Here is a 14398-nt window from a genome sequence, read left to right as displayed (position 1 = left end):
TAACGGTATGTGCAGCGTGTCGTTCAAGCTCCCCTGTATCAAGATTTCGAACAATAACGCCACGGGCCTTTCCATCTATTACAACGATGTCGAGCATTTCATGTCTGGAGAAAAGCTGTACGGCACCTTTGCCGACCTGACGCATAAGTGCCTGATACGCTCCCAAAAGAAGCTGCTGTCCAGTTTGACCTCTCGCATAGAATGTACGACTTACCTGTACACCTCCGAAAGATCGATTGTTCAGATAACCTCCATATTCACGACCGAAGGGAACACCCTGTGCAACTGCCTGGTCGATTAAATTGAGCGAACATTCGGCCATACGATAGACGTTGGCCTCACGGGCACGAAAATCACCGCCCTTTAGCGTATCAACAAACATACGATAAACACTGTCCCCGTCATTTTTATAATTTTTTGCAGCATTTACACCACCTTGAGCAGCCACAGAATGTGCCCTTCTCGGACTGTCCTGAAAGCAGAAGGATTTTACCTGATACCCCATCTCCCCAAGAGAAGCCGCTATGGAGCTACCTGCCAGTCCGGTTCCGATAACGATAACATCCAGTTTTTTACGATTTGCAGGATTAACAAGCTTGGCAGTCTTTTTATAACGAGTCCATTTTTGATCCAATGGTCCATCCGGTATTTTTGAATTTAATGTCATAACTTCTCCCCCTTATTTAACTGTAAAAAATATATAAATAGGCATCAAAGCGAAACCAATGCTGATGATGACCGAATAGCTGATACCAATAATCTTAAACCATTTAACAAATTTGGGATGGAATAAGCCTAAAGTTCGAATCGCACTATGGATCCCATGAATAAGATGATAACATAAGGCAACCATCGATAAAACGTAAATAAGGACATACCACCATTGCTGAAAAACCTCGATTACAAGTACATATAGATCCTTGTTACCGCGTTCATCAAGTGGAGGAGCGCCAAATTTGTACACGTACCAAAAATTCTGGAAATGGATAACTAAAAAAATGAGGATCAGGGTCCCTAAAATCCCCATATTGCGCGAATACCACTTACTTGCTCTTCCCCGATGATCTGAAACATAGTGGGCACCGGTCTTTTTATTCTTTACGGTGATGATCAATCCGTCCAACGCATGCAAAATAATGCTGGCATAGAGTACGTAAGAAATAATTTTGATCAAGATATTGCCTGCCAAAAAATGGGAGTAGGCATTAAATTGTAGATGTGCTTGTTCCTGCGGTAAGAATAGCTGTAAGTTCCCTAAAAAGTGAATCAGTAAAAAGAACGCTAAAAATAAACCCGTCAGACACATAAGCATCTTCTTTGACAATGTAGATAACATAATAAGATCTTAATTTTAATAATAGCCTATAACCTTCATCCACAATCCACCAACGCCCATATAAATCACCAATAACACGATACCAATTTCCAGTCCACGCAGCCACCATGATTTTAAATCGACATATCCGCTTCCAAAAAATACCGGTGCAGGGCCGTGGCCATAATGTGTCAAAACACCATAGATAGAGCCCAGGAATCCAAGCATCATTGCAAGCAACATTGGCGGAATACCCAAAGAAACACCAACCCCCAACAAGGCCGCATACATAGCCGCAACATGGGCGGTAGCACTCGCAAAAATGTAGTGACTAAAGAAATAAACAAGAATGATTACCGGAAAGGCTATTTGCCAACTTAAATCACCAATCTGTACTTTGATCAGGTCGCTAAACCAGCCGATAAAGCCAAGCTCATTTAAGGAACTGGCCATCATAACCAAAACAGCAAACCAAACAATCGTATCCCATGCTCCTTTTTCGGCTTTAACATCCTCCCAGGTCAAGACAGAGGTCAGTAAAAGTAGTGTCAAACCGATGAAGGCTGTGGTTGTAGCATCAATTGAAAAAGAACCACCAAAAATCCATAATGCCAATAAGATAAAGAACGCCAAAAGCATTAACCATTCATTCCTGGAAATTGGTCCCATCTCTTTTAATTTCTGCGCCGCCATCTTAGGTGCATCACCTGTTTTTTTCAATTCAGGTGGATATAACTTATAAAGAACAAGCGGTACTACAAAAAATGCGACAATACCGGGTATAAATCCAGCAATCGCCCAGGACATCCAGGTAATATCAATTCCTAGGTTCGCAGCAAATTTTTGACACATTGGATTACTGGCCGTTCCCGTCAAAAACATCGAAGAAGCAATTAGATTCATATAATAACTATTTAAAGTTAAATAGGATCCCAATTTTCGATGTGTCTCTGGCTTATCTGGAACAGAATCAAAACTAATTGCCATCGATTTCATAATGGGGTAAATAATCCCTCCCCCTCGGGCTGTATTACTAGGAATCGCCGGAGCCAAACAAACATCCGCCAAGCCCAATCCATAAGCAAGTCCTAATGAACTCTTTCCAAAAACTCGAATAAAAAGAAAGGCAATTCGATTTCCCAGTCCAGTTTTAATAAAACCCCGGGCAATGAAAAAGGAGATACCAATCAACCAAATTACCTTATCTCCGAAACCCGTCAAAGCTTTAGTAATCGACTTACCCGCATCTCCAGGGGCTAATACTTGTGTCAGGGCCGTAAACGCGATGGCCATCATACACATGGTACCCATTGGAGCTGCTTTTAAAATAATCCCAAGAATGGTTGCAGCGAAAATTGCAAATAAATGCCAGGCTTCCGGACTGACGCCTTTCGGTATTGGGATAAACCATAAAATGAGTGCTACTAGAAAAGTAATGGCAACATTTTTAATACTGATTTCTTTCATGATAAACGTAGTTTAATAGATTAGAATCGACTTTGTACTTGGACAATAAATAAATTTTTGTTGAATTCGCTGGTATTCTCTGTCTGCTTTTTATATCGGTCCAATTGAAGTCCCAACTGTATCCTTGCACCATAATTTTTTAAAAATTCCAAACCAAACATCGGCGTATATGTTTGACGCGCATTTGCATTGAGTTTATAATTAGGATCAATGTATTCATATCGACAAGATAGCTCGAAAGCGCTTAAATTGAAATAATTTACTTCATACCTTAAGTTTGGTAGAAAGTAGATGCCGCGGACCAAATAGTCACTCAACTTGGATGTTCGCGCACTTTCTTCCAAAGAATAATACAGGTTATGATTGATCGCCTGCTTTGCTTCCAGTTGCATATCAAGATTCCATCGTTTGCCAAAACTGACATTACCAGTTAGATCTACCCCCAATGCATGTACCTGTTTCTTCATCACATCGCCAACGCCACCATTAAGTCCTAAATTGACACCGTACTTCTTTGAAAGTCCAAAAACCAGACGAGTGGCATATTGCTTACCATTATCGTTATCAACAACTTGATTCTTCCCGTTCCCATTCACCACAGATAGGGAATAACTAAAGGGCATATCGCCTAGCGTAGTCTCGCCTGTCGCAGCAACCCCGATTTGAAAACTTGCCCAACCTAATTTACCGAATTCAAGATACTGGTTCGACCAGTCCAAAGATTTGATGATGTCAATAGGATAAGTTTCCTCGATGCCAAACCAAGGACGAAATTGGCCCACTGTGATTGCCAATTTGGGACTAAATGTATATTTCAAGTAGGCATTTTCGAGCACTTTTGTTTTGGGATCACTTTTGAAATCGGCAAGGTTAGCTAATACGGCAACTTCAGTACGCTTACTAATTTGAGCGCGCATCTGTACCCGCATATATTTCACCATAAAATTGTTATCCGTACCTGAGCCATCACTGTGATGTAGCCCGTTGACATCGACATCTTTTGTAGCACTAACAAGGTAACGGGCCTGAAACAAACCTTTCACCTGAAGCTTGGGATAAGTCGTGTCATCTTTTTTTTGTTGCACAGAATCAACTTTATGCTCTTGTACAGTACCTGGTTCTTGCCCTTTGACCAAGGTATAGCTCAATAAACATGCAATAGAAATTGGAATGTAGCGTTTCTTCATACTTAAACAATTTTTTTCTTAGCCAGTAGCCCAGCTTACTTCTTATTGTTAATAATCTTGTCGTTCTAAATCTAATGTTGTAGGTACAACACATAGCTTAAAAAAATGTTTTGTTATTCTAATAAAATTTAATAACTGTAAGAAAATCAAACAGATTAAAAAAAGATCAGGTATAAATTCCACGTTTTTATGTAATTTCACAAGCGAATTTCAATACAATCTAAATTTAAAACCTATAGATTGATCTTTTTATGAATTTTGTTCTTCATGAAAAAACTTCATCATTTAAATATGTAATACATTTTAGAATCGATAAATATATTATGAAAGAAAAACTAATCAGAACATGCTTTATTGGCCTTGCGCTCCTTTTGATCCAAAGCTTTTCAGTATCAGGCGTTCACGCCACAGACAAAGAAAAACCCGCTATGTTTTGGACCTGGCTAGATTACAACGCCAAAACAAACTTTGATTCTATTTGCCGTGAGATGAACTATCTGGGGATCGATGGCGTGATGTTAAATGCTGCTAGTCCAGATGAGTATCGTGTAGCGATTCCCATTGCAAAAAAATATGGCATTCAAGTTATCGCCTGGCTTTGGACGATGAACCTGGAACATGATAGAGATAAAATACTCAAAGAACATCCAGATTGGTTCAGCGTCAATCGCAACGGAAAAAGTCTCGCAGATACCACTGCATACGTTGGTTATTATAAGTTTTTATCGCCTGTAGTACCAGGAGTAAAAGAATACATCAAAAAGAAAATTGAATCCTATTGTGAAGTTGAGGGATTGGAGGGTATCTCTATTGACTACAACCGTTATGTGGATGTTGTCCTCCCCACAACCCTTTGGCCTAAATACAATATTGTCCAAGATCGCGAGTATCCCGCTTGGGATTACGGATACCATCCCATTGCTATAGAAAAATTTAAAAAACAATATGGCTATGACCCTCGTGCACAAAAAGATCCATCGAAAGATCTCAAATGGCGCCAATTTCGTTGCGATCAGATAACAGATATCGCCAATATGATTGCAGAAATTGTTCATTCTCATGGCAAAACAATGGCGGCATCCCCTTTCCCGACCCCCAAAATGGCTTCACGTATGGTACGTCAAGATTGGGGTAAGTGGAATTTAGATGTTGTTTTTCCGATGGTGTACAGCAATTTTTATACAGAAGATCCAAGCTTTATTAGCGATTGTACCTTAGAAAATGTGCGCGACAAAGGTGCAAATACGACCTTATACTGTGGGTTGATGGCTAAAAATAATGAGGAAATATTTACCGATATGGATGAAGCGCTAAATAATGGTGCGCAGGGAATTTCTATTTTTACCATCCATAGCCTAAAAGATCCTCAAATCAAGGAAAAATTCAGAGCCTATACAGCTGCTGCGAAAGCGAGAAAAGCTCAAAATAATGGAACTTTAACACGCTTGGCGCACGTGAAAATCGAAAATAATCCCTTCAAAAAAGAAGGAATTATGAAATTAATCAACCAAAAGATACAAGATTTGGTCCGTTCAGAAAACCCTGCTGCGAGCCCGATAGCATTATCAAAATATAAAAAAATAGATGCATATGATGTGACTCAAAAATACCTGGTTACTGATAAAGTGAGCAAAAAGAATTTTTACGTCACCTTCTTTTTCTATGGCGGTATACTTTCCGGTTGGAATGTTGATCCAGCTCCAAATGCAGCCTAAGGGATGACCTACTAGGAAGAGGTGCTAAAATGTTATCTATTTAGGACCTCTTTTCTTTTTAATACACTGTTCCCTATCTTTGGAACGAACAAATAATTAAAAAATGAGAAAAAATGTTAGGTTGGTAGCCTGTGTTATAGGCTTGATATGTTGTGGATCAATTCCTGTAGCCTTTGCTCAAAATGGCATTCAAAATCAGCAGGATGCTAAAACCGCAATTATTGATAAAGCATTATTGGATAAAATATTGGATAAAAATAGACAGTCGTTCAAAGAAGGTAAAGTAGCCGATTATATTCCGGAATTGGGTAAAGCCAACGCATCGTCCATCGCTCTTTCGGTTGTAAATAGTGATGGAACAATCGTTAGTATCGGAGATGTGCAACAAAGATTTACAATTCAGAGTATTTCAAAAATTGTTTCATTAATGGTCGCTGTATTGGAAAACGGAGAACGAAATATTTTTGATAAAATGGGGTACTTTGGTACAGACAAACCTTTCAATCATTTTGCGAATTTGGAAACATCGGGTAAACCGCTCAATCCAATGATGAACGCTGGTGCCATTTTAACGACATCGCTTATTAAAGGAACAGGTGAGGAACCTTTTCTTAAAATACTCAATATGATTCGTTTTATAACAAATAATGAAAAGATTGAGTATAGTAAACCCGTATATAATTCGGAACGGGAGACTGGAAATCGAAACAGAGGTATGTTCTATCTGATGCGCAACAATGGACTCATTGATGGTGAAGGTGAAGATAAACTAAATAATTATTTTAAACAGTGCTCAATTGAGATAACCGCAGAGGATCTAGCTAAAATAGGTTTCTTTTTTGCCAATCACTGCGTGCGTTATGACGGAAATAAGCAATACAATAATCCAAGTCTATCTCAGCTAGTTCAATCGCAAATGCTCATTGCAGGTATGTACGAATTTAGCGGCGAATATGCCAGAACTGTGGGACTTCCAAGTAAATCGGGCGTGGGTGGTGGAATCGCGGTAAGTGTACCGAATAAAATGGGTATAGGGGCCTATAGTCCAGCCTTGGATCAACACGGTAACTCGGTAGCCGCTTATCGCATGATATTAGATTTGGTGAAAGAGAAATCACTAAGCCTCTTTTATTAACCTTAGTAAATTCTAGTTAACTATAACATGATACGGACAGAACCAATCATCGCAGTGGATAACGTTCCCAAAAGCTCACAATTCTACCAAAAGCTTTTAGGCTGTGCGAGTCAACATGGAGGAGAAACATTTGAAATTCTCACGGATAACGGAACTGTTATTCTCTGTTTACACAAATGGGGTGAACATGATCACCCTACTATGCGGAATCAAATACATGCAGGGAATGGATTCATATTATTCTTTAGAGTAGACAATTTAAAGCAAATTTTCGAAAACGCTACTTTGCTAAATGCAGTCATAGAGAAAGATATACATTACAATGAGAATTCTTTGAAGGATCAATTTATTCTACGTGACCCCGACAACTATTACCTGATTGTATCAGCCTAGTCAGATCTATTTGTTTGTCAATCGCATACAGGATTGTATTCATCGGTAAAATCTCCGTTCTTAAACCAGTTTAACTTTTGTATTGAATGTTTGATGCAACTTTGTCTTATCAAAATTTAAAACAATGACCACACGATTTAATATTGCAAAAGTAGATGCAACCGCCTATAAGGCGATGATGGGATTGGAAACATATCTCAACGATATTTTTTTAAATCCTATTCAGAAGGAACTCATAAAAATACGTGCTTCACAGATCAATGGCTGCGCCTTTTGCTTAGATATGCACACGAAGGATGCACTGAAGTGTGGTGAAACTCCACAACGGATATTTTTATTAAATGCCTGGCGAGAAACGGATCTATTCACCGAGGAAGAACAGATATTGTTGGAGATGACAGAAGAGATCACATTGATACATCAAAAGGGATTGACAGAAAGCACTTTTCAAAAAGCAAAAGAAATATTTGAAGAAAAGGAGATTGCACAGATTATTATGGCGATTATTACCATAAATGCATGGAATAGAATTGGTATCAGTACCCATTTGGAACTATTAAAATAGTGCTAGAGACTTCGTTAAAAAGCTTCTTCTACGATTAGGAGAAGCTTTTTCATTTACAAATAATTTCCTTTTATTTTCCTGTTAAAATCCCAATTATCATTTATCTTTATTAGGAAAACCTATATAAATACATGATTATGAAAATCATAAAAAAAATCCTCATTGTTTTAGCGGTCATCATCGCTATCCCCTTAATTACAGCGATCTTTGTCAGTAAAGACTTCTCGGCCCAAAGTGAGATCACGATCAATAAGCCAAAGCAGGAAATGTTCAACTATGTAAAAATGCTTAAGAACCAAGACAACTTTGGTGTATGGCAGCTTTCAGACCCGGAAATGAAAAAAACTGAACAGGGTGTAGATGGTCAAGTTGGCTATAAATCCAGCTGGGATGGTAAGAAAGTTGGTAAAGGTTCACAGACTATTACAAAAATAGTCGATGGCGAAATGATCGAAACATCCCTCGATTTCGGCATGGGTGAACCAGCCAAGGGTTATTTCATCTTAAAAGAGATCTCGCCTAATCAAACCTCGGTGACTTGGGGGATTTCAGGAAAATCGCCCTATCCATGGAACTTTATGAACTTATTTATGAATATGAACAAAGATTTCGATCAGGGACTGAAAAATCTGAAAAATAGACTAAAATAGAGACTATACAAAGCAAAAAAAGGTGGTTAAAATAAACTTTACTTTAACCACCTTTTCTTATTTTTAAAAGGAACAAAATTTATCTTCTGCGCATTAAAATTCGTAGAATGTACCAGAACAGCAACATTATTGATGAAAATAGCTGTAGGGCCGCCCCAACATATTGCTCGTTGCTGTAACTATACTTCAGATTTTGAGTTTGATAGAGTATGCTTCCGGAAGCGAGGCCAATCATTGCAACCGAGAACCATAATCCAAGCTCAAAACCAAAAATAGCACCAGCCACAATTGCCCCCAAGGATAAGAAGCCTCCAATTACCAGGATATTCCTGAGGAATGAAAAATCTTTATTGGATACAAATGCTACGACAGTAAGCCCGGTAAACAATGCCAAAGTCATTATACTTGCTTGATAAATGACACTAATTCCTTCTGTCATAAACACCGCCATAAAAATCATTGGCAGAAAGATAATTGCTTCCAGTACAATATAGAAAGCTAGTCCAAGATATTGGGTTTGACGGCTTTGCGAAAGCGTCCATCTTGATGAAAGTGTGGACCCTAACCAAAAACATCCCAATAAGAATAACCAAATAAATTTTCCGCTAACCATCCAAACGATAAAATCATAAGGGATCAATTTGATCAGCAAAGTTTCCAAAACGATAAATGCTAAAATCGAAAGCGCAACATGAAGATAAGTTTTTTTATAAAACACTCCCCTTTCAGCATCTTCATTGATTAGAATGTACTCTTGTGATTCCATAAAACAAATACGATTGATTAAATAAGGATTAAAAATAAGCATTAATTCTATTTCCACAAGAAAGAAGTTTGCATAGGCTTATAAAAAAAGAACCCCGCCTAGCGGGGTCCATTCAAACAAACAACTTATTTCCAGCCTCCTCCCAAATCTTTATAGATATTGACAACAGCATTGAGCTGCTGCTTCTTCGTTTCTATCAATTCAAGTTTCGAATCCAGCACATCGCGTTGTGTCATCAAAACCTCCATGTAGTCTGCCCTCGCTGATTTAAAGAGATCATTTGACACAGACACGGAATTATTCAGAACCTCAACTTCTTTTGTTTTGAAATCGTAGCTGCGCCCTAGGTTTTCAATATTAGAAAGTTGTGTAGAGACTTCTAAGTAAGCATTCAGAATTGTCTTCTCGTAATTATATACAGCCTGTATTTGTTTGGCGTTGGCCGTATTAAATTCCGCTTTAAGCCCATTTTTATTTATCAATGGTGCTGCAAGCTCCCCTATTAGATTATATAAAACTGATTCAGGCATCTTAAATAGATAGGAAGGCTTGAATGCCTGTAAACCCAAAGCCGCCGAAATCTCCAAAGAAGGATAAAACTCTTTCCGCGCGATCTGTACGTCCAACTTCGCGGCAGCGAGCTCATACTCTGCCTCACGAATATCAGGTCTATTACTTAGTAATTGGCTCGGTATCCCTGTCTGAACCTTCGCCGGGATCAAATCGACAAAATTGCTTTTGTCGCGTTTGATCTCTTGTGGAAAACGCCCCAATAGAAAATTAATACGGTTTTCAGTTTCTTTGATCTGTTGCCTCGTCTCAAATTCCATACCCTTGGTTTTCAATACTTCAGCCTCAAACTTTTGAACCGCCAGTTCTGTTACACGAGCAGCCTGTTTCTGCAATCGGATTACCGCAAGTGCATTGTCCTGTAGCTCGATATTCTGTTTGATAATGGTCAACTGATTGTCCAATGCCAATAATTCATAATACGAACGGGCAACCTCGGCAATAAGGCTACTCAAGACAAAATTTTTCCCCTCTACCGTAGCAAGATAGCGGTTGAGTGCGGCTTGTTCAGAGTCCTTAAGTTTTTTCCAAACGTCGATTTCCCAACTGGCATACGCACCAATTGTCAAATCTCCTAGTGGATCCGGCATTTCCTTTCCAGGAGCAATTTCTGTGCTGGCATCACCCGCCCCCTGGCTGGTATATCGCCCAACTTTTTCAACACCTCCTCCAGCACGTAAACCAACGGTAGGTTTCAACGCCCCTTTTCGTAAAAGAATATCATTCTTTGCGATTGCCAACTCCTGCAAAGTAACATTCAGTTCCTGATTGTTTTTTAACGCTGTATCTATTAATACAACTAGATTTGGATCAGTAAAAAATTCACGCCACTTAACCGATGCTGAATTTGTTGTGTCAGATTTATCTACGTCTGTAAATTGCTTCGGAACAAATTTATTCTCCTGTATTTGTGTCGCTTTCGGAACCTTACATCCCGTCACTGCTGCTGAAAGCGAAAATGCAATGACCCATTGTATTTTTCTGCGATTAGTCATTATTATCAAGTTCTTCAGTTAATGGATTTTCATCCTCGTGTTTAATAAGCTTACGTCTAGAGGCAATAGTTCCAAAGATATAGTACAAGCCTGGTATCACTAAAATACCGAACACTGTTCCAAACAACATACCTCCCGCTGCTGCTGTACCGATCGTACGGTTACCTATCGCCCCAGGACCAGATGCCATAACTAAGGGAATCAAGCCTGCGATAAAGGCAAATGATGTCATCAAGATAGGTCTAAACCTCACTTTTGCACCGTCCAAGGCTGCTTCGATGATACTCAATCCTTGCGAATGCCGCTGAGCAGCAAACTCAACAATCAACACGGCATTTTTACCAAGTAAACCTATGAGCATGACCAAAGCGACCTGTGCATAAATGTTGTTTTCCAATCCCAATAACTTCAATAATAGAAAGGCACCGAAGATTCCGATTGGTAAAGAAAGCAACACCGCAAAAGGCATAATAAAGCTCTCATATTGAGCGGAAAGTATCAAATAAACGAAACCAAGACAAATTAAGAAGATATAAATTGCCTGATTTCCACGACCTACCTGATCCTTGGAGATACCAGCCCAGTCAATGCCATAGCCCCGAGGTAACGTTTTGGCAGCGACTTCATTAATCACTTGAATTGCTTCACCACTACTGTAACCCGTTGCGGCAGAGCCTGAGATTTCGGACGCCATATACATATTGTGCCGAGTGATCTCAGAAAGACCGTAAACCTTTTCCATATGCATAAATGCTGAAAATGGGACCATTTCGTCTTTTTCATTCTTTACGTATAGCTTTAAGATATCTTCCGGCAAAGCCCTGTATTGCGGCAAAGCCTGAACCATAACTTTATATTGGCGGTCATACTTAATGAAGTTCGTTTCGTAGTTACTACCAACCAAAGTCGAAAGCGTATTCAGTGCATTATCAATAGTAACCCCCTTCTGTTGCGCCAAATCATTGTCTATATGCAACATATACTGCGGAAAACTCGCGCTGTAAAAGGTAAATACAGACGATAATTCAGGTCTCTTGTTCAGCTCACGGACAAAATCCTTACTTACCGTTTCCATTTTCTTGTAGTCACCAGAACCTGCTTTGTCCAGAAGACGAAGCTCAAATCCACCCGCGGCACCATAGCCCGGTACAGCCGGTGGTTGGAAAAATTCGATAGACGCCCCTGGGATATTTTTGGCAGCGGCCTCTAGTTGCTCAATAATCTCTTGCGAGGATTCTTTACGTTCTTCCCAGCTTTTCAAGTTGATCAAACAAGTACCTGTATTTGCTCCAGTTCCTTCAGTCAGGATTTCATAACCAGCTAACGACGATACCGATTGTACACCATCAATGTTTTCAGCTTCTTTTTGCAATGTCTGGGCCGCTAGATTGGTTCGTTCCAATGTCGATCCTGGCGGCGTTTGAATAATGGCATAAATCATCCCCTGGTCTTCATTGGGGATAAAACCTGCAGGAACAGCATTATTCAAAAAATAGGCTCCAATACAAAAACCAATTAATACTAAAAATGTAAACACCCGTTTATCCACTATCCCTTTCAACAAGTAAACATATTTGTTGGACATCTTATCAAACAATCTATTGAAAGAATCAAGAAACTTATCGATAATAGATTTCTTTCTTGCCTTGCCATGATTATTCTTCAGCATGATCGCACATAATGCTGGAGTCAGTGTCAATGCCACAACACCCGATAAGATGATAGATGTTGCCATGGTAATGGAAAACTGCCGATAGAATATCCCTACGGGACCAGACATAAAGGCAACGGGGATAAAAACCGCCGCCATGAGGAAGGTGATCGCAACAATGGCACCGCTGATTTCATGCATCGCTTTTTTGGTCGCCTTATAGGCCGAAATATGAAGCTCTTCCATTTTGGCATGGACAGCTTCAATAACCACAATCGCATCATCCACAACCACACCAATGGCGAGCACCAATGCAAATAGGGTGATCAAGTTGATGGTAATTCCAAAAAATTGCATGAACAAAAATGATCCCACCAATGAAACCGGCACTGCAATGGTTGGAATCAAGGTCGAGCGCCAATCTCCTAAGAATAGAAAGACGACAATAGCAACAAGCACAAATGCTTCCAATAAAGTATGGACCACCTTTTCCATGGATGCATCCAAAAATTTTGAAACGTCATAACTGATTTCGTAATCCAGCCCTTTAGGAAAAGATGCCTTCAATTCCTTCATTTTACTTTTAACGTCTTGGATTACCTGAGAAGCATTACTTCCATAGGATTGTTTTAAGACAATCGCTGCGGAGGGTTTTCCGTTCAGTGTAGAATAGATATCATACATCGCCGAACCGAATTTGATGTCCGCAACATCTTTTAAGCGTAACATTTCACCATTTTCACCCGCACGTAACACGATATTGCCATAACCTTCGGTTGTCGTAAAACGTCCCGGGTATTTCAATACATATTCGAAAGATTGGGAGGTCATACCAGACGACTCGCCGGCTTTACCTGGTGAAGCTTCCAAACTCTGCTCTGATAAGGCTTTCATCACCTCTTCTGCAGAGATCTTGTAGGCTGTCATACGATCTGGTTTCAACCAAATACGCATCGCTAATTCGCGCGTTCCAAGAATATTAGCCACCCCAACACCGTCTACACGACGTAATTCGGAGACAATGTTCATGTCCGCATAGTTATACATAAAGTTTCCATCAAGCTCTTTGTCTTTGCTATAGAGATTGATGTACATGAGCATGTTGGATTCTTCACGTGTAATCTTAACCCCCTCACGTACCACAATTGGAGGAAGCTTATTCACCACAGAAGCCACACGGTTCTGCACATTTAATGAAGCCTGATTCGGATCTGTTCCTAGGTTGAATACCACCTGGATACTTGCTTCCCCGTCGTTACCGGCATCAGAAGCCATGTATTTCATGCCCGGAACCCCATTTATCGCCCGCTCTAGCGGAATGATAACTGATTTAATCATCAACTCACCATTTGCTCCAGGATACTCCGCAGTGATATTCACCTTCGGTGGCGATATAGATGGAAATTGTGTTACAGGAAGCTGTACCATAGAAAGCACACCCAAAAACACAATGATCAGTGATATAACGATCGAAAGTACTGGTCTATTTATAAAACGACTAAACATAGTAATTTAAGTGTAAGGGGTCTATTCTGTTTTTAACTTCAAATTTGAAATGGCGTCTTTAGGTTGCACAAAGCTGTAGCTGATTTTATCATCCTCTTTTGCTTTCTGAATACCGTCCAACAAAAATTTATCATCTTTTTGAAGTCCGCTCGTTACCACATACAGATCTGGTAGGGAGTTACCGATTGTGATATGACGAGCTTTTAATTTGCCATCCTTATCGACTACATACACATATTTACGGTCCTGCATTTCGTATGTCGCTTTCTGTGGAATAATTAAAACCTGTTTCAACGGAAAGTTCATCACCACCTTGCCGCTCTCGCCATGTTTTAATAGACGGTTTGGGTCACTTGTGTCCTAAATAAATTTTAGGATTGGATTTCTGTGGTACACGCATAGCTTTTTTCATCATTTCGATATTGACCCCTATTTTTCAATCTGGGAAGATCTTTAGCTGTCACTTTTTTCCTTTTCTAGGCG

At 39.6% G+C, this 14398-nt stretch carries 13 protein-coding genes; 5 read left to right on the top strand and 8 right to left on the bottom strand.

Going from position 1 to position 14398, the window contains the following annotated elements:
• The 4 genes from B2X72_RS05850 to B2X72_RS05835 form a co-directional block, all read right to left on the bottom strand.
• The coding region (locus B2X72_RS05850; protein WP_286848542.1) for an FAD-binding protein at positions 1–667 on the bottom strand (667 nt) is incomplete at its 3' end.
• 12 nt (positions 668–679) lie between these two features.
• Entirely contained in the window at positions 680–1336 is a 657-nt protein-coding gene (locus B2X72_RS05845) for a succinate dehydrogenase cytochrome b subunit (protein ID WP_075992652.1), read from the bottom strand.
• A gap of 15 nt (positions 1337–1351) precedes the next feature.
• Positions 1352–2782, bottom strand: a complete 1431-nt coding sequence (locus B2X72_RS05840) for an anion permease (RefSeq protein ID WP_075992653.1) — start codon at positions 2780–2782, stop codon at positions 1352–1354.
• Between the two features lie 20 nt (positions 2783–2802).
• The gene (locus B2X72_RS05835) at positions 2803–3969 is read right to left on the bottom strand and encodes a porin (RefSeq protein WP_088161591.1); all 1167 of its coding nucleotides are present in this window, start codon (positions 3967–3969) and stop codon (positions 2803–2805) included.
• A gap of 323 nt (positions 3970–4292) precedes the next feature.
• On the opposite strand from B2X72_RS05835, the gene B2X72_RS05830 reads away from it, so the two are divergent.
• The 5 genes from B2X72_RS05830 to B2X72_RS05810 all read left to right on the top strand — a co-directional run bounded on the left by B2X72_RS05830 (position 4293) and on the right by B2X72_RS05810 (position 8427).
• The gene (locus B2X72_RS05830; protein WP_208734055.1) at positions 4293–5684 is read left to right on the top strand and encodes a hypothetical protein; all 1392 of its coding nucleotides are present in this window, start codon (positions 4293–4295) and stop codon (positions 5682–5684) included.
• Between the two features lie 103 nt (positions 5685–5787).
• Complete coding sequence (gene glsA / locus B2X72_RS05825; protein WP_088161592.1) at positions 5788–6819, top strand: glutaminase A; 1032 nt, start codon at positions 5788–5790, stop codon at positions 6817–6819.
• Between the two features lie 27 nt (positions 6820–6846).
• Positions 6847–7212, top strand: coding sequence for a VOC family protein (locus tag B2X72_RS05820; RefSeq protein WP_075992655.1), 366 nt, complete (start codon positions 6847–6849; stop codon positions 7210–7212).
• A 124-nt stretch (positions 7213–7336) separates the two neighbouring features.
• Positions 7337–7777, top strand: coding sequence for a carboxymuconolactone decarboxylase family protein (locus B2X72_RS05815; RefSeq protein ID WP_145326749.1), 441 nt, complete (start codon positions 7337–7339; stop codon positions 7775–7777).
• A 137-nt stretch (positions 7778–7914) separates the two neighbouring features.
• Positions 7915–8427 carry an SRPBCC family protein gene (locus B2X72_RS05810; RefSeq protein ID WP_145326750.1) on the top strand — a complete coding sequence of 171 codons (513 nt, stop codon included), beginning with the start codon at positions 7915–7917 and terminating at the stop codon, positions 8425–8427.
• Positions 8428–8506: 79 nt separating this feature from the next.
• Here B2X72_RS05810 and B2X72_RS05805 read toward each other — a convergent pair whose 3' ends face one another.
• From B2X72_RS05805 to B2X72_RS05790, 4 genes are all read right to left on the bottom strand, one after another.
• On the bottom strand, positions 8507–9193 hold the full coding sequence (locus B2X72_RS05805) for a Bax inhibitor-1/YccA family protein (protein ID WP_145326751.1): 687 nt from the start codon (positions 9191–9193) through the stop codon (positions 8507–8509).
• A 125-nt stretch (positions 9194–9318) separates the two neighbouring features.
• Positions 9319–10758: a TolC family protein gene (locus B2X72_RS05800; protein ID WP_286848533.1), complete on the bottom strand. Its 1440-nt coding sequence runs from the start codon at positions 10756–10758 to the stop codon at positions 9319–9321.
• Complete coding sequence (locus B2X72_RS05795) at positions 10751–13915, bottom strand: efflux RND transporter permease subunit (protein WP_286848531.1); 3165 nt, start codon at positions 13913–13915, stop codon at positions 10751–10753. Before B2X72_RS05795 ends, B2X72_RS05800 begins: the two co-directional genes overlap by 8 nt.
• A gap of 21 nt (positions 13916–13936) precedes the next feature.
• Positions 13937–14209, bottom strand: a complete 273-nt coding sequence (locus B2X72_RS05790; RefSeq protein ID WP_286848529.1) for a hypothetical protein — start codon at positions 14207–14209, stop codon at positions 13937–13939.
• Between the last annotated feature and the right edge of the window lie 189 nt (positions 14210–14398).

The sequence above is a fragment of the Sphingobacterium sp. UBA7253 genome, assembly GCF_002472745.1.
GTDB lineage: Bacteria > Bacteroidota > Bacteroidia > Sphingobacteriales > Sphingobacteriaceae > Sphingobacterium > Sphingobacterium siyangense.
The sequence above is the reverse complement of the archived record's forward strand: the minus strand, read 5'-3'. Positions and strand labels throughout refer to the sequence as shown.

Coding starts and splice junctions, on each gene's coding strand:
- B2X72_RS05810 (WP_145326750.1), top strand. CDS start 7,915: ATGAAAATCATAAAAAAAATCCTCATTGTTTTAGCGGTCATCATCGCT.
- B2X72_RS05800 (WP_286848533.1), bottom strand. CDS start 10,758: ATGACTAATCGCAGAAAAATACAATGGGTCATTGCATTTTCGCTTTCA.
- B2X72_RS05795 (WP_286848531.1), bottom strand. CDS start 13,915: ATGTTTAGTCGTTTTATAAATAGACCAGTACTTTCGATCGTTATATCA.
- B2X72_RS05840 (WP_075992653.1), bottom strand. CDS start 2,782: ATGAAAGAAATCAGTATTAAAAATGTTGCCATTACTTTTCTAGTAGCA.
- B2X72_RS05835 (WP_088161591.1), bottom strand. CDS start 3,969: ATGAAGAAACGCTACATTCCAATTTCTATTGCATGTTTATTGAGCTAT.
- B2X72_RS05815 (WP_145326749.1), top strand. CDS start 7,337: ATGACCACACGATTTAATATTGCAAAAGTAGATGCAACCGCCTATAAG.
- B2X72_RS05805 (WP_145326751.1), bottom strand. CDS start 9,193: ATGGAATCACAAGAGTACATTCTAATCAATGAAGATGCTGAAAGGGGA.
- B2X72_RS05845 (WP_075992652.1), bottom strand. CDS start 1,336: ATGTTATCTACATTGTCAAAGAAGATGCTTATGTGTCTGACGGGTTTA.
- glsA (WP_088161592.1), top strand. CDS start 5,788: ATGAGAAAAAATGTTAGGTTGGTAGCCTGTGTTATAGGCTTGATATGT.
- B2X72_RS05830 (WP_208734055.1), top strand. CDS start 4,293: ATGAAAGAAAAACTAATCAGAACATGCTTTATTGGCCTTGCGCTCCTT.
- B2X72_RS05820 (WP_075992655.1), top strand. CDS start 6,847: ATGATACGGACAGAACCAATCATCGCAGTGGATAACGTTCCCAAAAGC.